Annotated in this window: 20 protein-coding genes; 14 read left to right on the top strand and 6 right to left on the bottom strand. The window is 73.6% G+C overall.

Going from position 1 to position 20,731, the window contains the following annotated elements; genetic code table 11:
* Positions 1-107: 107 nt before the first annotated feature.
* Entirely contained in the window at positions 108-689 is a 582-nt protein-coding gene (locus ACZ4IF_RS20500; protein WP_345647674.1) for a helix-turn-helix domain-containing protein, read from the top strand.
* A gap of 51 nt (positions 690-740) precedes the next feature.
* On the top strand, positions 741-1,562 hold the full coding sequence (locus ACZ4IF_RS20495; protein WP_467564697.1) for a helical backbone metal receptor: 822 nt from the start codon (positions 741-743) through the stop codon (positions 1,560-1,562).
* Here ACZ4IF_RS20495 and ACZ4IF_RS20490 read toward each other — a convergent pair.
* The gene (locus ACZ4IF_RS20490; RefSeq protein WP_467564695.1) at positions 1,531-2,664 is read right to left on the bottom strand and encodes a TDT family transporter; all 1,134 of its coding nucleotides are present in this window, start codon (positions 2,662-2,664) and stop codon (positions 1,531-1,533) included. The genes ACZ4IF_RS20495 and ACZ4IF_RS20490 overlap by 32 nt on opposite strands.
* Before the next feature lie 70 nt (positions 2,665-2,734).
* Here ACZ4IF_RS20490 and ACZ4IF_RS20485 point away from each other — a divergent pair, with 70 nt between their 5' ends.
* Positions 2,735-3,706 (top strand): LysR family transcriptional regulator, encoded by a 972-nt coding sequence (locus ACZ4IF_RS20485; RefSeq protein ID WP_467564693.1) that lies wholly within the window; start codon positions 2,735-2,737, stop codon positions 3,704-3,706.
* Positions 3,707-4,124: 418 nt separating this feature from the next.
* On the opposite strand, the gene ACZ4IF_RS20480 is transcribed toward ACZ4IF_RS20485, so the two are convergent.
* Entirely contained in the window at positions 4,125-4,847 is a 723-nt protein-coding gene (locus ACZ4IF_RS20480; protein ID WP_467564692.1) for a gamma-glutamyl-gamma-aminobutyrate hydrolase family protein, read from the bottom strand.
* Positions 4,848-4,944: 97 nt separating this feature from the next.
* On the bottom strand, positions 4,945-5,715 hold the full coding sequence (locus tag ACZ4IF_RS20475) for a FadR/GntR family transcriptional regulator (protein ID WP_467564691.1): 771 nt from the start codon (positions 5,713-5,715) through the stop codon (positions 4,945-4,947).
* Positions 5,716-5,792: 77 nt separating this feature from the next.
* Between ACZ4IF_RS20475 and ACZ4IF_RS20470 the strand changes: the two genes are divergently transcribed.
* The 5 genes from ACZ4IF_RS20470 to ACZ4IF_RS20450 are packed head-to-tail and all read left to right on the top strand — an operon-like array spanning position 5,793 to position 11,570.
* Positions 5,793-7,163, top strand: coding sequence for a glutamine synthetase family protein (locus ACZ4IF_RS20470; protein ID WP_095933161.1), 1,371 nt, complete (start codon positions 5,793-5,795; stop codon positions 7,161-7,163).
* A gap of 8 nt (positions 7,164-7,171) precedes the next feature.
* On the top strand, positions 7,172-8,551 hold the full coding sequence (locus ACZ4IF_RS20465; protein ID WP_467564689.1) for an aldehyde dehydrogenase family protein: 1,380 nt from the start codon (positions 7,172-7,174) through the stop codon (positions 8,549-8,551).
* Complete coding sequence (locus ACZ4IF_RS20460) at positions 8,548-9,339, top strand: 3-oxoacyl-ACP reductase (protein WP_467564687.1); 792 nt, start codon at positions 8,548-8,550, stop codon at positions 9,337-9,339. The genes ACZ4IF_RS20465 and ACZ4IF_RS20460 overlap by 4 nt, the downstream gene beginning before the upstream one ends.
* Positions 9,340-9,366: 27 nt before the next feature.
* On the top strand, positions 9,367-10,623 hold the full coding sequence (locus ACZ4IF_RS20455) for an HAD family hydrolase (protein WP_467564685.1): 1,257 nt from the start codon (positions 9,367-9,369) through the stop codon (positions 10,621-10,623).
* A gap of 29 nt (positions 10,624-10,652) precedes the next feature.
* Positions 10,653-11,570: a DUF2510 domain-containing protein gene (locus tag ACZ4IF_RS20450; RefSeq protein WP_467564683.1), complete on the top strand. Its 918-nt coding sequence runs from the start codon at positions 10,653-10,655 to the stop codon at positions 11,568-11,570.
* A gap of 31 nt (positions 11,571-11,601) precedes the next feature.
* On the opposite strand, the gene ACZ4IF_RS20445 is transcribed toward ACZ4IF_RS20450, so the two are convergent.
* Positions 11,602-12,804 carry an amino acid deaminase/aldolase gene (locus tag ACZ4IF_RS20445; protein ID WP_467564681.1) on the bottom strand — a complete coding sequence of 401 codons (1,203 nt, stop codon included), beginning with the start codon at positions 12,802-12,804 and terminating at the stop codon, positions 11,602-11,604.
* A gap of 270 nt (positions 12,805-13,074) precedes the next feature.
* Here ACZ4IF_RS20445 and ACZ4IF_RS20440 point away from each other — a divergent pair, with 270 nt between their 5' ends.
* Together ACZ4IF_RS20440 and mycP are read left to right on the top strand one after the other, a co-directional pair.
* Positions 13,075-15,108 (top strand): hypothetical protein, encoded by a 2,034-nt coding sequence (locus tag ACZ4IF_RS20440; RefSeq protein WP_467564678.1) that lies wholly within the window; start codon positions 13,075-13,077, stop codon positions 15,106-15,108.
* Entirely contained in the window at positions 15,105-16,331 is a 1,227-nt protein-coding gene (mycP, locus tag ACZ4IF_RS20435; RefSeq protein ID WP_467564676.1) for a type VII secretion-associated serine protease mycosin, read from the top strand. The genes ACZ4IF_RS20440 and mycP overlap by 4 nt, the downstream gene beginning before the upstream one ends.
* Before the next feature lie 238 nt (positions 16,332-16,569).
* On the opposite strand, the gene ACZ4IF_RS20430 is transcribed toward mycP, so the two are convergent.
* Positions 16,570-17,538, bottom strand: a complete 969-nt coding sequence (locus ACZ4IF_RS20430) for a serine hydrolase (protein WP_467564674.1) — start codon at positions 17,536-17,538, stop codon at positions 16,570-16,572.
* 148 nt (positions 17,539-17,686) lie between these two features.
* Here ACZ4IF_RS20430 and ACZ4IF_RS20425 point away from each other — a divergent pair, with 148 nt between their 5' ends.
* On the top strand, positions 17,687-18,418 hold the full coding sequence (locus ACZ4IF_RS20425) for an SseB family protein (protein ID WP_095933134.1): 732 nt from the start codon (positions 17,687-17,689) through the stop codon (positions 18,416-18,418).
* A gap of 7 nt (positions 18,419-18,425) precedes the next feature.
* Here ACZ4IF_RS20425 and ACZ4IF_RS20420 read toward each other — a convergent pair whose 3' ends face one another.
* Complete coding sequence (locus ACZ4IF_RS20420) at positions 18,426-18,782, bottom strand: DUF1844 domain-containing protein (protein ID WP_028801570.1); 357 nt, start codon at positions 18,780-18,782, stop codon at positions 18,426-18,428.
* Between the two features lie 368 nt (positions 18,783-19,150).
* Here ACZ4IF_RS20420 and infC point away from each other — a divergent pair, with 368 nt between their 5' ends.
* The 3 genes from infC (at position 19,151) to rplT (ending at position 20,677) form a co-directional block, all read left to right on the top strand.
* Positions 19,151-19,849: a translation initiation factor IF-3 gene (infC, locus tag ACZ4IF_RS20415; RefSeq protein ID WP_467564817.1), complete on the top strand. Its 699-nt coding sequence runs from the start codon at positions 19,151-19,153 to the stop codon at positions 19,847-19,849.
* A gap of 152 nt (positions 19,850-20,001) precedes the next feature.
* The gene (gene rpmI / locus ACZ4IF_RS20410) at positions 20,002-20,196 is read left to right on the top strand and encodes a 50S ribosomal protein L35 (RefSeq protein ID WP_007829094.1); all 195 of its coding nucleotides are present in this window, start codon (positions 20,002-20,004) and stop codon (positions 20,194-20,196) included.
* Between the two features lie 97 nt (positions 20,197-20,293).
* Entirely contained in the window at positions 20,294-20,677 is a 384-nt protein-coding gene (gene rplT, locus ACZ4IF_RS20405; protein ID WP_018103794.1) for a 50S ribosomal protein L20, read from the top strand.
* Positions 20,678-20,731 lie beyond the last annotated feature (54 nt).

The raw sequence follows: 20,731 nt of genomic DNA, 5'->3' as shown, positions 1-20,731 counted from the left end.
CCGAACATGCGTAGGGTGCAAACAACTCATCAGAAGTAGTGGCCCGTCGAACCGGCGGACCGTGGCATCCGTATCGGACCGATGACGCAAGGGAGGGAGCCGGAGCGATGGGCGACCACAAAGATCAGCCCCTTCGGGTGGGCGCGGCCGTCCGGCGGCGACGCCGGGCACTGCGGCTCACCCTCGCCGTCGTGGCCGAGCGCAGCGGCCTGTCGGTCCCCTTCCTCAGCCAGGTCGAGAACGAACGCGCCCGGCCCAGCAGGAGTTCCCTGGAGCGGGTCGCCGACGCGCTCGGCACCACCGCCGTCGAGTTGCTCGCCGCGGCCGACCCGGCGTGCAGCGTCGACGTCGTGCGCGCCGACGTGGGCGCGGAGTTCACCCCCGAGGCCCAGGTGCGCCCCCTGGTACGCGGTCACCACCAGATGCACGCCACGGAGTTCACCGGCGACCACGAAGAGGGACGCGAACTCCAGCACCGCAACGACAAGTTGATGTTCGTCGCCGACGGCGCCGTGGAGGTCGAGGCGGAGGGGCGCGCACATCGCCTCGGACGCGGCGACACGCTCTACCTGACGGGCGGGGTGCGCCACCGCTGGCGGGCGACGGTGCCGGACACCCGGGTCGTCGTCGTCGAGGTCGCCGACCACATCGACGCGGTCGAGGACCGCCGCAGCTCCGGCAAGCGCTGACCCCGCCGGGCGGCGGCCGCACGTGCCGCGGCCCGCTGCGATACTGACGCCATGTCCGGCACCTCCGGTGACACCGTCCGCACGTCCGCCCCCACACCGGCGTCCACGCCTGCCGACGAACGGTCCGCCGTTCCACCGTCCGGCCGCACCCCGCCGCGTGTCGTGTCGCTCGTACCCTCGCTCACCGAGGCCGTGGCCCTCTCCGTGCCCGGTGCCCTGGTCGGTGCGACCGACTGGTGCAGCCGACCCGTGGACCTCGACGTCGTGCGCGTCGGCGGCACCAAGAACCCGGACGTCGGCCGGATCGTGCGGCTCGCCCCCGACCTGGTGGTCGCCAACGAGGAGGAGAACCGGGAACCCGATCTGACCGCCCTGCGCGAGGCCGGGATCGAGGTGCTGGTCACCGAGGTGCGCGACGTGCCGGGAGCCTTCCGCGAACTGGCCCGCGTGCTGGACGCCTGCCGCCCCGGAACACGCCCGCGCTGGCTCGACGAGGCCGAGGCGGCCTGGACGCAGCTGCCGGAACCGGCCCGCCGCACGACCGCGATCGTGCCGGTCTGGCGGCGGCCCTGGATGGTCCTCGGCCGGGACACCTTCGCCGGCGACGTCCTGGCACGACTGGGTGTGGACAACGCCTACGCCGGCCACACGGACCGCTACCCCCGTGTGCCGCTCCCCGACCTCAGGGCAGCGGGGGCTGATCTCGTCGTCCTGCCCGACGAGCCGTACCGCTTCACCGCGGACGACGGACCCGAGGCCTTCGAGGGCCTGCCCTGCGCGCTCGTCGACGGCCGCATGCTGACCTGGTACGGCCCCTCGCTCGCGGAGGCGCCCGGCGTGCTCAGCGCGGCGCTGCGAGCAGCTCGCCGCTGACCAGCCCACGGACCGTGCACCCGGCCGCCACCGCCCACGTGGCCACGAGCAGCGCGTACAGGGCGACCGCCAGGCCGTCGAAGGCGAGCAGGCCGGTGTGCCGGGCCAGCCCCTCGGCGCCGGTCACGCACGTCCCGACCGGGAAGGTGAACGCCCACCAGGTCATCGCGAAGCCCATGCCCCGGCGGCGGGCCCGCAGCACCATCGCGCCGGCGAGCCCGAGCCACAGGAGTGCGAAGCCGGTCACGGGAACCCCGTAGAGGACGGCGAGGAGGCCGAATCCCTGGTCGTACGGGGCGTGCATGACCCCCGGGGCGACGTCGGCGAACTTGCCCGTCGCCGTGGTGGATTGACCCAGCGGTCCCAGCACCAGGAACAGGGTCGGGGTGAGCGCGAGGGGCAGCGGGCCCGCCGTGACGAGTCGCGCGAAGATCATCGGAAGTACCAGGAACGTGGCCAGCAGGCTCAGCCCGAACATCGCGAGGCAGCCGAGCAGCAGGGTCTGGCGGGCCTGCCCGGCCGGCAGATGCGGCACGAGCAGCGGGCCGAGTGCGGCGGAGACCATCGGCGCGACGAGCGGCAGCAGCCACACCGGTGTGGCCTGTCCGGGCTCGATGCGGTGCCGCACGACCATCAGGTACGGGACGGCCACCGCGGCCAGCAGCCCCACCACCGTGCCGACGGTGAACAGGACGACGTCCAGCGCGAGCGCGGCCCGCTGTCCGATCCAGTCCTGGCCGACGACCAGCGCCCCGCCGCCGACGGCCAGCAGTGCCATGGCGAGACAGCCGTAGAAGGGCGCCATGGCCGGGTCGAGGAGATGGGCGCGGGCCTGGTCGCGGTGACGGGTCCAGTGCACCGCGCGGGCGGCGAGCAGTGTCACGAGCATCGCGAACGACAGCGCCCACACGGCGGCGCACGCGGCTCCGAGGCCCGGCACGTGCCCGGGAAGTCCGGCGCCCGCCGTGGCCACGATGGCCGTGCCCATCACCGAGGCGTACCAGTTCGGCCCCAGGTGCCGCACGGTGGCGGCGCGGGGGGTTCCGGCCGTGCGAGGGGATCCCGATGTGCGGACGGCGAGGGGCTGGGCAGCGGTGACCATGGCTCCACCGTCCCGCGCCGAAGGCCTCCCCACCAGGGAGCACCGTTCTATGAGGGCATAAGCTGGGTTTATGAGCAGGACGGAATCGACGACCGGCAACACCGAGCACGAAGCGGCCGCGGGCAGAGGCGAAGAGACGGCCGGCAGCGGCATCGCGCACCGGGTGCCGGACCTCGGCGCGCTGGAACTGCTGCTCGCCGTGGCGCGGCTCGGCAGCCTCGGGCGCGCGGCGCGTGAACTGGGCATCACCCAGCCCGCGGCCAGCAGCCGTATCCGCTCCATGGAGCGCCGGCTCGGGGTGGCCCTCGTCGACCGTTCACCCCGCGGCTCGCGGCTCACCGACGAGGGCGCGCTCGTCACCGACTGGGCCCGGCGGGTGGTGGAGGCGGCCGAGGCGTTCGACGCCGGGGCGCAGGCCCTGCGTGACCGGCGGGACTCCCGGCTCCGGGTGGCCGCGAGCATGACCATCGCCGAATACCTGCTCCCCGGCTGGCTGATCGCGCTGCGTGCGCAGCGCCCCGACACGGCGGTGTCGCTCCTGGCCGGCAATTCCGCCGCCGTCGCGGAGCGGCTCCTCGCGGGCGAGGCCGACCTCGGCTTCGTCGAAGGGCTGTCGGTTCCGGTGGGCCTCGACTCGGTGGTCGTCGCGCGGGACCGGCTGATCGTCGTCACGGCGCCCGGGCACCCGTGGGCGCGGCGACGGGCACCGCTGTCCGCGGGCGAGCTCGCGGCGACGCCGCTCATCCTGCGGGAGGAGGGGTCGGGTACGCGGCAGGTGCTCGACGCGGCGCTCGGAGGGCTCGCCCGGCCGTTGATCGAGCTGTCCTCCACCACCGCGGTCAAGGCGTCCGCGGTCAGTGGGGCCGGGCCCGCCGTCCTCAGCGAGCTCGCGCTCGGGGAGGAACTGTCCGCCCGTCGGCTGGTCACGGTGGAGCTCGCCGACGTCCGGCTCGACCGTGCCCTGCGCGCGGTCTGGCCCACCGGCCACCGCCCCACCGGCCCGGCCCGGGATCTCCTGTCCCTGACCCGCGCCGCCCGCTGACGACCGGCCCTCGCCCCGCCGCCCCTGCCGTCCCGTCCCCGGGGCTCCGCCCGTCCTGCCGCCGGGGTCCCGCCGGTCCCGTCCCCGGGGCTTCGCCCGTCCTGCCGCCGGGGTCCCGCCGGTCCCGTACCGGGGTCTCGCCGGTCCCGTACCGGGGCTCCGCCCGTCCGGCCGCCGAGGTACCGCCCATCCCGTACCGGGGCTCCGCCCGTCCCGCCGCGGGGGTACCGCCCATCCCGTACCGGGGTACCGCCCGTCCCGCCGCCGGCGTTCCGCCCGTCCCGTCGCCGAGGGTCCCCCGGTCCACCCGTCCTGCCCCGGAGCTCCGCCCCGCACCCCGCTCCTCCATCGCGGCGGGGCTGGATTTCCGGCGCCGGGCTGGAAATCCAGCCCGTCCGGCCTTCGAGGACGAGGTCGTTCAGGTCGATCCGCGGGTCTGGGTGCGGAGCCCCCGGGGGGCGTGCCGGCACGCCGCCCCGACCAGCGCCCTCATCACCCGCACGTCCTCGCCCATCTCCGGATGCCACTGCACCCCGAGGACCCACCCGGGCCCGGGGAGTTCGACGGCCTCCACCGTCCCGTCCGCGGCGTGCGCCGAGGCGAGCAGTCCTTCGCCGAGCCGTTCCACCGCCTGGTGGTGATAGGTGGGCACGGCCGAAGCCTCCGGCACGACACCGGCGTACAGCGTCCCGGGTACGGGCGTCACCTCGTGCCGCCCGAAGACCCCGACGGCCTGGGTGTGCCCGTCGATGTGCTGGACGAGTGTGCCCCCGAGGGCGACGTTCAGCAGCTGCATGCCGCGGCAGATGCCGAGCAGCGGGGTGCCGGACGCCAACGCGGCCCGGATCAGGGCCAGTTCCCACGCATCGCGCGCGGGCGCCGGCGGCCCCGTGCGCGGCGACCGCTCGGCGCCGTAGCACCCCGGGTCGACGTCCGGCCCGCCGGCGACGACCACCCCGTCGAGGCGGGCCACGGCCGCGGCGGCCCGGTCCGGATCGTCCGGCGGCAGCATCACGGCGAGCCCGCCGGCCCGCTGCACGAGCCGCGGATACCCGGCGGGCAGCAGCGCGGCCTCCAGTTCCCACACACCCCAGCGGGCCCCGTCCAGATACGTGCTGACGCCGATCAGCGGCCTGTCCACGCGGCTCTCCCTCGCATCGATCCCCGATCAATGGAACGCATCCATACCTTTGCGGGACGCGGGACGCCAAGGCGGACGGGTGCGCGTCGTGTCCGGCTCACGCGAGGAACCCCCGCAGCAGCGCCGCCGTCCCCGCGCAGTGCTCCCGCATCATCTCCCGCGCGCCGTCCGCGTCCCCGTCGAGCACGGCCTCGACCAGTGCCGTGTGCTGGTGCTGGGAGTGCTCCAGGTTGCGCACCAGCAGGGGGATGCAGTCGAGAAGGTCGTTGACGGAGGCGCGCACGGCCGCGTACTGGGCCGCCAGCGACGGCGAACCGCACAGCTGCGCGAGGGTGAGGTGGAGCCCCGTGTCCAGCCGTCGGTACTCGGTCAGCGGAGCGTCGTTCGTGCGGGCGAGCGCCTCGCGCAGCCGCTTCGCCCGCTCGCCGTCGAGCCCGTGCGCGGCGCACAGTCCGGCGGCTCCCACCTCCAGGACCTCGCGGAAGCGCAGCACGTCCTCGATGTCGACCGCGGCGACCCGGCGCCGCAGCTCCTGCTCGCCCGGGGCCTGCGAGCGCGGCAGCACGAACGTGCCGCCGTACCGGCCGCGCCGTGACTCGACGAGGCCCTGGTCCTGGAGCACCTTGAGGACCTCGCGCAGGGTGACGCGGCTGATCCCGAGCCGTTCCGCCAGGTCCCGTTCGGCGGGCAGCCGTTCGCCGCCGGGCACCAGGCCCAGCCGGACGACCTGGAGGATCTGCTCCAGCGCCTCCTCGAAGCCGTTGCCCGCCCGCACCGGCCGCAGCACGGCCGTCAGCCCGTCGCCCGGACCCCTCGCGGCGCGGCCCGGACCGCGCCCCGGGCCGCTGTCTGGACTCGCCTGCGCCATCCGGTCGTGCCCCCTTCCCAAGCAATGGTTCTCGGCAATACCTTATGGCTCTCGGCTGACCCAAGGAGGCTTTTCCGGTGGCAGACCGCACACCCCCGCTCGGCGTAGAGGAACTGCACACCCTCGTCGCGGGCGGCGAGATCGACACGGTCGTCCTGGCCTTCCCCGACATGCAGGGGCGACTCCAGGGCAAGCGGTTCGCCGCGCGCTTCTTCCTCGACGAGGTCCTGCACCACGGCACGGAGGGCTGCAACTACCTCCTCGCCGTCGACACCGAGATGAACACGGTCGACGGATACGACATGTCCTCCTGGGACCGCGGCTACGGCGACTTCGCGATGCGCCCCGACCTCGGTACCCTGCGCCGCGTCCCGTGGAACGCGGGCACCGCCCTGCTCATCGCCGACCTCGCCTGGAACGACGGCTCACCGGTCGTCGCCGCGCCCCGCCAGATCCTGCGCCGCCAGCTCGACCGCCTGGCGGAACTCGGCTACACCGCCCAGGTCGGCACGGAGCTCGAGTTCATCGTCTTCAAGGACACCTACGAGCAGGCCTGGGACGCCCACTACCGCGGCCTGACCCCGGCCAACCAGTACAACATCGACTACTCGGTCCTCGGCACCGGGCGCATCGAGCCCCTGCTCCGCCGCATCCGCAACGAGATGCAGGGCGCCGGCCTCACCGTGGAGTCCGCGAAGGGCGAATGCAACCCCGGCCAGCACGAGATCGCCTTCAAGTACGACGAGGCCCTCGTCACCTGCGACCAGCACGCGATCTACAAGACCGGCGCCAAGGAGATCGCCTCCCAGGAGGGCGTCTCGCTCACGTTCATGGCCAAGTACAACGAACGCGAGGGCAACTCCTGCCACATCCACCTCTCGCTCGCGGACGCCGACGGCAGGAACGTCATGGCGGGCTCCGACCGGGACCCCGACGGGATGTCGCCGGTCATGCGGCACTTCCTCGCCGGGCAGCTCGCCGCCCTGCGCGACTTCTCGCTCCTCTACGCCCCCAACATCAACTCCTACAAGCGGTTCCAGCCGGGCTCCTTCGCGCCGACCGCCGTCGCCTGGGGCCACGACAACCGCACCTGCGCGCTCCGTGTCGTCGGCCACGGCCGGTCGACGCGCTTCGAGAACCGCCTGCCGGGAGGCGACGTCAACCCGCACCTGGCGGTCGCCGGTCTGGTCGCGGCCGGCCTGTACGGCATCGAGCAGCAGCTGGAGCTCCCCGAGGCGTGCGCGGGCAACGCGTACGCCGCCGAGTACGAGCACGTGCCCACCACCCTGCGCGAGGCCGCCGAGCTCTGGGAGAACAGCCCCATCGCCAAGGCCGCCTTCGGCGACGAGGTGGTCGCGCACTACCGCAACATGGCACGCGTCGAACTGGACGCCTTCGACGCCGCGGTGACCGACTGGGAGCTGCGCCGCTCCTTCGAACGCATGTGAGGCCCCTCTTGTCGAACGAGCACGAACTCCGCGTCCTCAACCCGGCCACCGAGGAGGTCGTCGCCACCGTCCCGGCCGCCACCGCGGACGACGTGGACGCCGCCGTCGCGCGGGCCGCACACGCCCAGCGGGCATGGGCGGCGCTCGCGCCCGCCGACCGCGCCCGGCTGCTGCGCCGCTTCGCGTCCGTCGTCGACGGGCACATCGAGGAACTGGCCCGGCTGGAGGTCCGCGAGGCCGGCCACACCCTCGGCAACGCCCGCTGGGAGGCGGGCAACGTGCGCGACCTGCTCGACTACGCGGCCGGGGGAGTGGAGCGGCTGACCGGCCGTCAGATCCCGGTCCCCGGCGGCCTCGACGTCACCCTGCTCGAACCGCTCGGCGTCGTCGGTGTCGTCGCGCCCTGGAACTTCCCCATGCCGATCGCCGCCTGGGGCACCGCACCGGCCCTCGCCGCGGGCAACGCGGTGATCCTCAAGCCCGCCGAGACGACACCGCTCACCGCCCTGCGGCTGGCCGAACTCGCCCTGGAGGCAGGGCTTCCCGAGCACCTCTTCCAGGTGCTGCCGGGCGCCGGACCCGTCGCGGGCAACGCCCTCGTCGAGCATCCGGGCGTCGCCAAGATCGTCTTCACCGGGTCGACGGCCGTGGGCAAGCAGGTGCTGGCGAAGGGCTCCGCCCTCCTCAAGCGCGTCACCCTCGAACTCGGCGGCAAGAGCCCCAACATCGTCTTCGCCGACGCGGACGTCGAGGCCGCCGCTGCCGCCGCGCCCATGTCCTTCCTCGACAACTCCGGCCAGGACTGCTGCGCCCGCACCCGCATCCTCGTCCAGCGCTCGGTGCACGACCGCTTCCTCGACCTGCTCGCCCCCGCGATCGAGTCCGTCCGGGTCGGCGACCCCGCCGACGAGCAGACACAGATGGGCCCGCTGATCTCCCGGGCGCAGCTGGAACGCGTGCGCTCCTACGTCGACGCCGACGCGCCCGGCATCCGCGGCAAGGCCCCGGAGGGACCCGGTTTCTGGTTCCCGCCCACCGTGCTCACCGACGTCGCGCCCGACGCCCGTGTCGCCGTCGAGGAGGTCTTCGGCCCGGTCGCCGTGGTCATCCCCTTCGAGGACGAGGCGGACGCCGTCCGGCTCGCCAACGACACGCCGTACGGTCTCGCCGGGTCCGTCTGGAGCCGGGACATCGGCCGGGCACTGCGGGTCTCGGGCGCCGTCCGCGCCGGGAACCTCTCCGTCAACTCCCACTCCAGCGTCCGCTACTGGACCCCCTTCGGCGGCTTCAAGCAGTCGGGGATCGGCCGCGAGCTGGGCCCGGACGCGCTCACCGCCTTCACCGAAACCAAGAACGTCTTCATCAGTACGGAGGGCCCCGCACAGTGACCGAAGCCACCGAGGGAAACATCTGCCGCCGTCTGGTCGGCCGTACCGCCGTCATCACCGGCGCCGGCAGCGGGATCGGCCTCGCCACCACGCGCCGACTGGCCTCCGAGGGCGCGCGCGTCGTCTGCGGCGACGTCGACGAACAGCGCGGCAAGGCCGCCGCCGAGGAGGTCGGCGGCACCTTCGTCAAGGTCGACGTCACCGACCCGGAACAGGTCGAGGCGCTCTTCAAGACGGCGTACGACACGTACGGCTCGGTCGACGTCGCCTTCAACAACGCCGGCATCTCGCCGCCCGACGACGACTCCATCCTGGAGACCGGACTGGAGGCCTGGAAGCGCGTCCAGGAGGTCAACCTCACCTCCGTGTACCTGTGCTGCAAGGCGGCCATCCCCTACATGCGGCGCCAGGGCAGGGGCTCCATCATCAACACGGCGTCCTTCGTCGCCCGGATGGGCGCGGCGACCTCGCAGATCTCCTACACCGCCTCCAAGGGCGGTGTGCTGGCCATGTCCCGCGAACTGGGCGTGCAGTTCGCCAGGGAGGGCATCCGGGTCAACGCCCTGTGCCCCGGACCGGTCAACACCCCGCTGCTCCAGGAGCTGTTCGCCAAGGACCCGGAACGGGCCGCGCGGCGGCTGGTGCACATCCCCGTAGGACGGTTCGCGGAGGCGGACGAGATCGCGGCGGCGGTCGCGTTCCTCGCCAGCGACGACTCCTCGTTCGTCAACGCCACCGACTTCCTGGTCGACGGCGGGATCTCGGGCGCGTACGTGACGCCCCTGTAGCGGGCAAAGGTGTACGGTCCACGTCATATGCGACACCTCCTCGTGTGGACCCTGGCAGCGGCCGCCGCCCTGGCGGCCGCGCCCACCGCCCCCGTCGCCGCCCCGGCCACGACGGGCAGCGCCGACTGCCCACGGCTGTCCGGCACTTGGTACGGAGACAACCGCGCCCGTCTGCAACAGGTGATCGACGCCCACGGCACCTGCGCCGGCCGCCCCCGGGACAGCCGCCCGGTCGCCGCCTTCGACTGGGACAACACGATCACCAAGAACGACGTCACGGACGCCACCCTCGTCTGGGCCCTCACCCACGACGAACTCCTGCGCCCGGCCCGCTGGAAGGACACCAGCGCCTGGCTCACCGCAGCCGCCGACGAGGCCCTCACCGCCGCGTGCGGCTCGGGCGCGGGCGCCCCCCTGAGAACCTCCACCAACCCCCGCTGCGCCGACGAGATCCTCCAGATCCGCGAGAGCGGCACCACCGTGAGCGGGGCCCCGGCCTTCGCCGGCACCTGGAACCACCGGCGCACGGTGCCCCAGTACGCATGGGTGCCCCAGCTCTTCGCCGGTCGCACCCCCGCGGAACTCTCCTCCTACGCCCGTCGCGCACGCGAGCGCGCCCTCGCGGCCCCCGTCGGCTCGGTGCAGCGGGTCGGCACCCGCACCGTTCCCGCGTACGTCCGCTACTACGACCAGCAGCGCGACCTGATCCGCACCCTGCAACGGGCCGGATTCGACGTGTACATCGTCTCGGCGGGCTCCGAACCCGTCACCGAGGTCTGGTCCCGCGGAGTCGGGGTCGACGCCCGGCACACCCTCGCGATCCGCTCCGTCCTCGACCGCCACGGCCGGATCACCACCCGCAACGAGGGCTGCGGCGGCGTCCCCGCGAGCAGGGGCGGGGCCATCCCGTACATCGACGGCAAACGCTGCTGGATCAACCAGGAGATCTACGGAGTGCGCGGAGCCGCCGCCTGGCAGCGGCAGGACGCCCGCCACCGCCCCGTCGTCGCGGGCGGCGACGCCGACACCGACGTCACCTTCGTCGGCGACGCCACCGGCGCCCACCTGGTCCTCAACCGCAACAAGAGCGAACTGATGTGCCGGGCTTACGACGACGGCGACGGCCGCTGGGTGGTCAACCCGATGTTCATCGAGCCACTGCCCCGCAAGCCGGACGCCTACCCGTGTGCGACGACCGCCTACAACGCGCCGGACGGCGGCCGCGGCCCCGTACGCAGACCGGACGGCTCCGTCGTGCCCGACCGGACGGACACCGTGTACTGATCTTCAGAGCCACGTCCTAGAGTGCCGGGATGAGCATGACACCTCCGCCCGGCTGGTACCGCGACCCGTCGTACCCGCTCGTCGAGCGCTGGTGGGACGGAACCGCGTGGACCGACCACCGGCGCCAGCCCGAAGTCCCCACGCAGCCCCCGGCACCCCCGGCAGCGTCCGGGAACGGGGGCTCCGGCCGGGCCAAGGCCGTCGCGCTGACCGCGGCCGGAGCGGTCCTCGTCGCGTCGATCGCCACCGGCGCCGTGCTCCTCCGCAAGGACGACGGGAAGGGGGAGGCGGCCACGAAGACCACGCCGACCGCCCCGGCACCCGCCACCGGAACAGGCTCACCGTCGGCCTCCGCCTCCGCGAGCCCGTCCGAGGACCCGTCCAAGGTCGTGGACGAACTCAACGGCATCACCCTGCCGTTGCTCGACGGCTGGGTCCGGCCCCAGTACGTCGCCGAGGACGACATGGTGATGACGACGCCGGGCACCTACGACTGCCCGGGGGACCCCGGCCTCTGCCGCCACGGCCGGGTCCTGTCGCGCACGGTCACGGCCAACGACGAGAAGTCCCCGAAGATCCTCGCCGAGCGGGACATCGAGGACGCGGCGGACGCCTCGTACGACCGCGACCTGGTCGACAGCAGGCCCTACCGCGGCATCACCTCCCACCAGGTGGTGAAGTCGGGCCAGGTCGCCGTCGCGGGGCGGGCGGGCTACTTCGTGCGCTGGCGCGTCAGGACCGGTGTGGGGCCGGGAGGGTACGTCGAGTCGCTGGCCTTTCCGTCCAGCGTCGGCTCGGAGTCCCTCGTCATCGTCCGCTTCGCCTTCGACGCGGGCCCCGACGGACCGCCCCTCGCCGACATGGACAGGATCACCGAGGGCATCCGCCCGGTCGGCGACTCGGGCACCGGCGGGGGAGTGGGCAGCAGCATCGGACCGTCGACGTGAGACCGGCCCGGAGGGTCGACGTGGGACCGGCCTAGAGGAAGGTGTGCCCTTCGCCCCGGTACGTCGGGACCGCGGCCGTCACCGCCTCGCCCTCCACGAGGTGCAGCGTGTCGAACCGCTCGCACAGCTCGCCGGCCTTGGCGTGCCGGAACCACACCTTGTCGCCGATCAGCAGGTCGTCCGCGGGCGCGCCGATCAGGGGCGTCTGCACCTCACCGGGACCCTCCTGAGGGTCGTACCTCAGTCCCTCCGGCAGATGGGGGACCGGAAGCCGGTCGGCGCCCGGAGCCCCCGAGGCCGGGTAGCCGCCGCCGAGGACTGTCACGATCCCCACGCCCGGCCTGCGGACGACGGGCTGAGCGAACAGCGCGGCCGGACGCCCGCTGAAGGACGTGTAGTTGTCGAACAACCGCGGCACGTACAGCCCGGACCCCGCCGCGATCTCCGTGACCGAGTCCTCCGCGGCCGTGTGCTGGACACTGCCCGTGCCTCCGCCGTTGACGAATTCGAGGTCCGGTGCCACCGCCCGCACGGCCCGGACGACCTCGGAGCGCCGCCGGGCCAGTTCCTTGCGTGCGGTGGCCTGCATCAGCCGGATCGCGCGTGACCGCAGCGGCCGCCCGTCGACGGCGTCGCCCACGCCCGCGATGTGCCCCTCGTACGCCATGATCCCGACGAGCCGGAACCCGGGCCGCCGGGCGACGGCGCGGGCCAGATCGGCGACCTGGGCCGGGGAGTGCAGCGGCGAGCGCAGGGCCCCCACCCGGACCCGCCCGCCGAGCAGCTTGAGGGACGTGTCCAACTCCAGGCAGACACGCACGACTTCGGTGCCGCCCTGCCGGGCCTCGTCGATCAGGGCCAGCTGGGCCGGGTCGTCGATCATGACGGTCACCGCGGCGGCGAGCTTCGGGTCGCCGGCCAGCTCGGCGAAGGCCCCGCGGTCCGCCGACGGGTAGGCCAGAAGCACGTCGTCGAAGCCGGAGCGCGCGAGCCACAGCGACTCGGCGAGGGTGAACGACATGATGCCCGCGAAGCCGTCCCGGCCCAGGACGCGTTCCAGGAGGGCGCGGCAGCGGACGGACTTGCTCGCGACACGGATCGGCTTGCCCCCGGCCCTGCGGACGAGGTCCTCCGCGTTCGCGTCGAAGGCCTCCAGGTCCACGATCGCGACAGGCGCGTCGAGGTGAGCGGTGGCCCGGTCGTACCGGGCCCGGTCTGCGGCGCGGGCAGTCATGTCCGAAGCCTGCCAGACTCGATTACCGCAGGGTAGGGGGACGTTCCGGGCAGATGCCCCGGGGCCCCGGACTGGTTCCCTCCGGACGCGCGTCAACCCGTAGAGTGACGCGCACGCAGGGAGGAACGACCTTGCCCCGGCGGGCCCTGCCCGGGGTGACGGTCCACCGGTGCGGGTATGCGTGCCCGTGGCGGGCTTGCGCAGACACGACACGGCCCCGCCGAGCTCCGCGGCGGACCGATTGCCCGGGTACGAGGAAACGGGGGGTGCATGAGCACGGAAGCGCGTCGCGCCTCCATCCCTCCGCGCCCGACGACCCCGCCGCAGTCGTCCCCGGCCGCGTCGCCGCCGTCCCCGGACGTCCTCCCGGAGCAGGCCGCGCAGACCCCGTCGGCCACCGCGGAGGGGACGGCCCCGCCGCGGCCCCCGGTCCGCGAGGAGTCCCGGGAGGCGGGTCCCGCGCCCGATTTCCGCACGGAGACGTCCGGCCGCCCGGCCGCGTCCGACCCGCAGCGTCAGGTGCCGCCGCGTCCCACCGGCGACACCCCGGCGGACCCTGAGCGTCAGGTGCCGCCGCGTCGGACCGATTTCCGTGCCGGGACGTCCGGCCGCCCGGCCGCGTACCCGCAGCGTCAGGTGCCGCCGCGTCCCACCGGCGACACCCCGGCGGACCCTGAGCGTCAGGTGCCGCCGCGTCGGACCGATTTCCGTGCCGGGACGTCCGGCCGCCCGGCCGCGTCCGACCCGCAGCGTCAGGTGCCGCCGCGTCCCACCGGCGCCCCCGCCGGGCACACCCCGGCACGCCACCGGCAGGACCGGTTCGTACAGGACACCACGCCGCCCCGCGCGGCGGACCCGTTGCCCGACGGCGCTCCGGCGTTCCCGTCGCTGCGTGCGGGCGCGCAGCCGGACACGGCGGCCCCGCCGCGGCTCACCCCACCCCGACCCGCCGACGGACCCGCATTCCCGCCCCGCCCGGTGGAACCCCCTTCCACGGGCGCCGGCGCTGTGCCACGGGCCGGAAGCGCTGCGCGGGTGCCGTCGCCACCAAGCTCGTACGACTTCTTCGCCCCGTCCACCGACGTGGCGGCGCACGGCACCGGCACCCCCGGTGACCAGTCGCCGCGCCGGCCCGGTACTCCGGCCCACGGGCCCGGGGACGGGCCCGCCCGTCCCGCCGGGGCACCCGAGCGGGACGCGGAGAATTCCACCGGCACGGCGTCCGGCCTGCCCGCCGCGCGCCGGCCGGGCACCGTCACCCCGCCGCCGCCCCCCGCCTCCGCCCGCTTCCCGGACGCTCCTCCGGTCACACCCGGCCCCGCCCGGCCCGGCGTACCGCCGCGCACCGGCCCGCCCGAGGAGAACAGCACGGAGACGACCAGGCGGCTGCGGCCCGTCCCGGCCCAGGAGCCGGCCGCGCCCCCGCACACCCCGCCCCGCGCCCCGGTACCCCCGTCGCGCACCCCGGGAGCGGAGCGCCCCTTCGTCTCGTTCGCCGAACCGGACACCCACGACGGGACCGGCATGCGTCCGCCCGCCTCCCGCGGCGGCAGGACCCGCCCCCGCATCGTGGCCGCCGCGGCCTGCGTCGTCCTCGGAGTCGGGCTCATCGGCGGCGCGGCGACGGGCAGTTGGCTCACCGGCGGCACCGACGGCGAGGGCTCGGGCGACGCGTTCGCTTCAGCCGGCGACCTGTGGCACAGCGTGCCCGTGGACCGGCTCTTCCCGCCCACCGTGCGGGGGGACGGAGCCGGCCCCGGAGGCGCCGACCGCGTCTGGACCCGGATCGCCGTCGCGCCGGACACCGGCTGCAAGGACGCCTTCGACCCGCTCCTGCGCAAGGCCCTCGCCCCGGTCGGCTGTCTGCGGCTGCTGCGCGCCACCTACACGGACGCCACCCGCAGCCACGTCACCACCGTCGGCCTGCTGTTCACCAAGGCGGACGCGGCGGCGATGACCTCCCTCAAGGCCCGCTTCGAGAAGGAGGGCCTGGAGCGCCGCACCGACCTGATGCCCCGCCCGTACGCCGCCGAGGGAACCGTCGCCGACCACTTCCGCAACGCCCAGCGCGCCTCCTGGACGGTGTCGGTGCTGACCGACGCCCCCGTCGTGGTCTACGCCGTCTCCGGTTTCGCGGACGGCCGTGCCGTCACCACGCCGCAGGCGGCCGAGGACGCCATCGAGCCCGGCGCGACCACGACCCCGGCTCAGGCGGGCCTCGGCCACGAGGCCCAGGGCCTCGCCGACCGTGTCGAGCGGGGCTTCCGCAAGACCGTCACCTCGGTCACGGAGAAGCCGTCATGATCCGCAAGGCCGGACCGGCCCGCACCGCGGGGCGGGCCCGCCCGACCGGGGCGACCCGCCGGGCCGGGCTGCTCGGTGTCCTGCTGGCCGGCTCCCTCGCCCTGGTGCCGTCCACCACGGCGTACGCCGACGGCATACGCGCCAAGCAGTGGGCCCTGGACGCGATGCACACCCAGGAGGCCTGGCGGACCACCAAGGGCAAGGGCATCACCGTCGCCGTCCTCGACACGGGCGTCGACGCCCGGCACCCGGACCTCGACGGGAACGTCCTCACCGGCAGGGACATGGTCGGCTTCGGCGCGAGCCGCGGCGACCGGGCGTGGGCCAGGCACGGCACGGCCATGGCGGGCATCATCGCCGGGCACGGTCACGGGCCGGGCGACGACGACGGAGTCATGGGCATCGCCCCGGAGGCGAAGGTCCTCCCGGTCCGCGTCATCCTGGAGGACGGCGACTCCGCCCGGACGAAGGCCCGCAACACCCGCGGCAACGCACTCGCCGAAGGCATCCGCTGGGCCACCGACCACGGCGCCGACGTCATCAACCTCTCCCTCGGCGACGACTCCAAGTCCGCCCACCCCGAACCGGCGGAGGACGAGGCCGTCCAGTACGCCCTGCGCAAGGGCGCCGTGGTCGTCGCCTCGGCCGGCAACGGGGGCGAGAAGGGCGACCGCATCTCCTACCCGGCCGCCTACCCGGGTGTGATCGCGGCGACCGCCGTGGACCGCTACGGCACCCGCGCCTCCTTCTCCACCCGCCGCTGGTACGCCACGGTGAGCGCGCCCGGCGTCGACGTCGTCATCGCCGACCCCGACGACCGCTACTACGAGGGCTGGGGCACGAGCGCGGCGTCCGCCTTCGTCTCGGGCGCGGTCGCGCTCATCAAGGCGGCCCACCCCGGTCTGTCCCCGGCGCAGATCAAACAGCTCCTGGAGGACACCGCCCGGAACGCCCCGGCCGGCGGCCACGACGACTCCCGCGGGTTCGGTTTCGTCGACCCCGCCGCCGCCATCAAGGCGGGTGGCCGGCTCAAGCCCGAAGGGCTCCACTCGGAGGCGTACGGCGGGAAGTACTTCGGCTCGGGTCCCGACGCCGCCCAGGGCGACGGAGACTCCTCGGGCTGGGCGGGCCCGCTCGCGGGCGGCATCGGCGCGGCCCTGCTGGCGGCGGCGGTCGTGCTGTGGCGCGGCCGCCGTGACCCGGGCCGGTACGGCGACGCCTAGCCGGACGACGGGACCTGGGCGGGTACGGCGGCCCCCAGCGGCACACGCGTGATCGCGGGACCCGGGCCGGCCCGGTGGCGCCCGGCGCCCGCGCCTGACGGCGGGCCCCGAACTGAACCGGTCCTTCCGGAGCTCACCGGCAGGCCCGGTCGGCCACCGTGGGCCTCGGGCAAGCCGTGCGGGCGGTACGGGTGTCGCGGCGCATGCCCCCCGTGGCGCCCCGAGCGAAACCGGGGTCTCAGCCCGCGTCCGTGTCCCGGAACGCCGACACCGCCGCCCGCGCCGCCGCCTCCACCAGCGAAATCCCCTTCGCCTGCGTGGAGTTGCCGTTCGACAGGGTCGCCACCAGGTAGGAGCGTCCGTCGGCGGTGACCCGCCCGATGCTGTTGATGTCCCACAGCCCGGTCGTGCTGCGCGCCAGCCACCCGTTCTTCAGGGCCCACGCGGAGCCGTCCGCCACCGCCGACACCCCCCAGTGCTGGCCGGCCGCGACACCGCCCATGAGCCCCTGCACATAGGCGCGCGAACTCCTCGAGAGCTCGGCGTCGCCGACGCCGAACACCTGACGGAGCAGGGTGAGTTGATCGTTCGCCGTGGTCTGCGTCAGCCCCCACAGCGCGCCGTCGCCGCCCTGTGTGCCGGACAGGCCGAAGCGGGCGTTCGCGGAGTCCAGGCCGTCCGCCCGCCCGATCTCGTCCCACAGCGCGGACGCAGCCGCGTTGTCGCTGTTCTCGATCATCGCGGTGGCGTACGCCTTCTCCTGCGCCGTGAGATGCCGGTCCGCGTCCTGGACCTGGAGCAGCAGCGCCGCCAGGATGTCGACCTTCACGATGCTCGCGGTGTCGAAGGAGCCGTCCCCGTACACGGAGCTCTCGCCGGACGTGAGGTCGAGGACCGCGACCGACACCTTCGCCCCACCCTCCGCCGCCACCGACTTCATCGCCGCGGCGAGCAGCGCCTCACGATCGACCGAGGGCTCCGCCACGGGTTCCACCGACGCCTCCTCGCTGACGGCGGGCGACGCCGAGGACGCCGCCGGGGACCCGGGCGACGATACGGGCCCGGAGCCGTCGTGCGCCTGGGCCTTCATGTAGAAGGTGCCGGCCGCGGTGCCGCCCACCAGTACGGCGGAGGCCACCAGGGCGGACAGCAGCGGCGTGCGTCGGGCGGTGCGGGCGCGGCGCCCTCGGGCTCTGTGACGGTCCATCCCGCGATGCTGGGCGCCGGGGCTGTGCCCGTGGTTAGACGCATGTGAGATGTGTGTCAGGGAAGGCTGAGAAACGCATGAGCCGCGTCACCGCCGGGTTACCGGGGCCGCACAAGCGCAGCAGCATCACCCCGATAGGGTCAGGACCGTGGCGAACAAGAACATTCCCGACTCCGGCTTCTCCGACGACGACGGCAGCGCCGACCCGAAGCTCAGCGCGGCGCTAGCGGCCTGGGCCGAGGACCGCACCGCCGTCGGGCCCGTCCTGGAGGCGCTCAAGGGCGCCCGGCTGCTCGTGCCCGTGGTGGCCGTACTCGGCGAGGTCGAGGAGGACGAGAACGGACTGCGTCACGAGAAGACCAGCGACATGGCGGTGCCGACCCTGAAGGCCGGCCACCGCACGGCGCTGCCCGCCTTCACGTCCACCGAGTCGCTGGCCCGCTGGGACCCCGCGGCCCGCCCTGTCGCCGTACCCCTGCACCAGGCGCTGCAGGCCGCCGCGCACGAGAAGGCCGACACGATCGTCCTGGACATGGCGGGTCCCGTGCCCTACGAGCTGACGGGCCCGGCGCTGCTCGCGCTCGCCGAGGGGCGCACCTCGACCGACCCGCTCGCCGACCCGGCCGTCGTGGCCGCGGTGCGGGCCGCGGTCGCCGCCGAGCCGCTGGTCCTGCGCGCCCACCTCGGGCCCGGCCGCGCCGACGGCACCCTCGCCCTCGTGCTCGACCCGTCCGCCGCCCCGGCCGAGGCGGCCCGCTCCGTCGCCGAGCGGCTCGCGGCCGACGAGACACTGAGGGCCCGCCTGGTGCGCGGCCTCGACCTGGCGCTGCTGCCGGCCGAGGCGACGCCGCCGGGCGAGCCCCTGTACGTACGTCGGTGAGTGAAGGTCAGCCGTAGACCGGGCCCGTGTACTTCTCGCCCGGGCCCTGGCCCGGCTCGTCCGGGACGATCGACGCCTCGCGGAACGCCAGCTGGAGCGACTTCAGACCGTCGCGCAGGGGCGCCGCGTGGAACGAGCTGATCTCGGTCGCGCTCGCGTCGAGCAGCCCGGCCAGCGCGGTGACCAGCTTGCGCGCCTCGTCCAGGTCCTTGTGCTCGTCCCCCTCCTCGGTCAGACCGAGCTTCACGGCGGCGGCGCTCATCAGGTTCACGGCGACCGTCACGATCACCTCGACCGCCGGGACCTCGGCGATGTCGCGGGCCATGGTGTCGTAGTCGGGGGTCTGGGGAGGGGTGTCACTCATACCTGACACGATAGGCCCAGGTGCGCGGCCGTCCGCGCGGGGGAGTCCGAGACGCCCGGTTAGCGCGGGCTCCGGGGAGCTGCTAACCTTGTGTAACGACCGGTCGGACACGTATGTGCTCGACCCACAAGTGGAGGCTCCGATCTCCCACCTGACCGCCCTCCGGGGCGGCGGGTCACCCGGTCAGGCGGCCACCACCGTTCCGTACGGACGGTGGAGTCGCCCGATAGTGCGCCCCGCGGTTCACCGCGGCGGTGCTCCGGTAGTCATGGAGCCCCGCCTGTGTACCGTCCCGGGGCATTTTTCATGCCCCGCGGTGGTTGGTCCACGTGTCATCAGAGACATACGCGGCTGTCCGCCAGACCGCCGTGTGGTGCTACCGAGGAGGATCCATCAGCGCCGAGCCCCGCATCAACGACCGGATTCGCGTTCCCGAAGTGCGACTTGTCGGTCCCAGCGGCGAGCAGGTCGGGATTGTTCCGCTTGCCAAGGCCCTTGAGCTTGCTCAGGAGTACGACCTCGACCTGGTCGAGGTGGCGGCGAACGCTCGCCCGCCCGTCTGCAAGCTCATGGACTACGGGAAGTTCAAGTACGAGTCGGCCATGAAGGCCCGTGAGGCGCGCAAGAACCAGGCGCACACGGTCATCAAGGAGATGAAGCTCCGGCCGAAGATCGACCCGCACGACTATGACACGAAGAAGGGTCACGTCGTCCGGTTCCTCAAGCAGGGCGACAAGGTCAAGATCACGATCATGTTCCGTGGTCGCGAGCAGTCCCGGCCCGAGCTGGGCTACCGACTGCTGCAGCGTCTCGCGGAGGACGTCCAGGACCTCGGTTTCGTCGAGTCGAACCCGAAGCAGGACGGCCGGAACATGATCATGGTTCTCGGTCCGCACAAGAAGAAGACCGAGGCGATGGCCGAGGCCCGTGAGGCCCAGGCGGCCCGCAAGGCGGAAGCGAAGGCCAACCCCGGTCGCTCGCAGAACGCCGCCGAGGTCGAGACCGAGACCGAGACCGAGACCGAGACTGCGGTCGAGGCTCCGGCCGAGGCTTCCGCCGAGGCCTGATCCCAGGACCCACGCCCCGGGAGTGCTCAGGACGGGAGTCCGAGGCGTCCGGGACAGCAGTCCGGGGATGTCAATCGATACATATGACGTTCCATCGTGCCCGGTTTCACGACCGGGCACCGGAACGCCACTGACGAGGAGATAACGGCGCTATGCCGAAGAACAAGTCGCACAGCGGTGCCAGCAAGCGCTTCAAGGTCACCGGCTCCGGCAAGGTGCTCCGTGAGCGCGCCGGCAAGCGCCACCTGCTCGAGCACAAGTCGTCCCGTCTGACGCGTCGCCTCACCGGCAACGCCGAGATGGCCCCGGGCGACGCCAAGAAGATCAAGAAGCTTCTCGGCAAGTGACGTACCGGCGCCTCGGCGCCGCGCGTCTGGACCGGGACCCAATCGATTTCGGGCCGTGTGACGACCACCACGGCCCCGCTACAAGGAGTTAAACAAAGTGGCACGCGTCAAGCGGGCAGTCAACGCCCACAAGAAGCGCCGGGCGATCCTGGAGCAGGCCTCCGGATACCGCGGTCAGCGTTCGCGCCTGTACCGCAAGGCCAAGGAGCAGGTCACCCACTCGCTGGTCTACAACTACAACGACCGCAAGAAGCGCAAGGGCGACTTCCGTCAGCTGTGGATCCAGCGCATCAACGCTGCGGCCCGCCAGAACGGCATGACGTACAACCGCCTCATCCAGGGTCTGAAGGCCGCCAACATCGAGGTGGACCGCAAGATCCTCGCTGAGCTGGCCGTCAACGACGCCAACGCGTTCGCCGCGCTCGTCGAGGTCGCGCAGAAGGCGCTGCCGTCGGACGTCAACGCGCCGAAGGCCGCGTGACGCTGCACCGGCTCTAGGCCGGTGCGACCGGAGGACCCGCAGGCCCGAGGCCTG

This window comes from Streptomyces sp. NPDC025784 (genome assembly GCF_055558435.1).
This window is presented reverse-complemented; position numbering and strand designations above follow the sequence as displayed.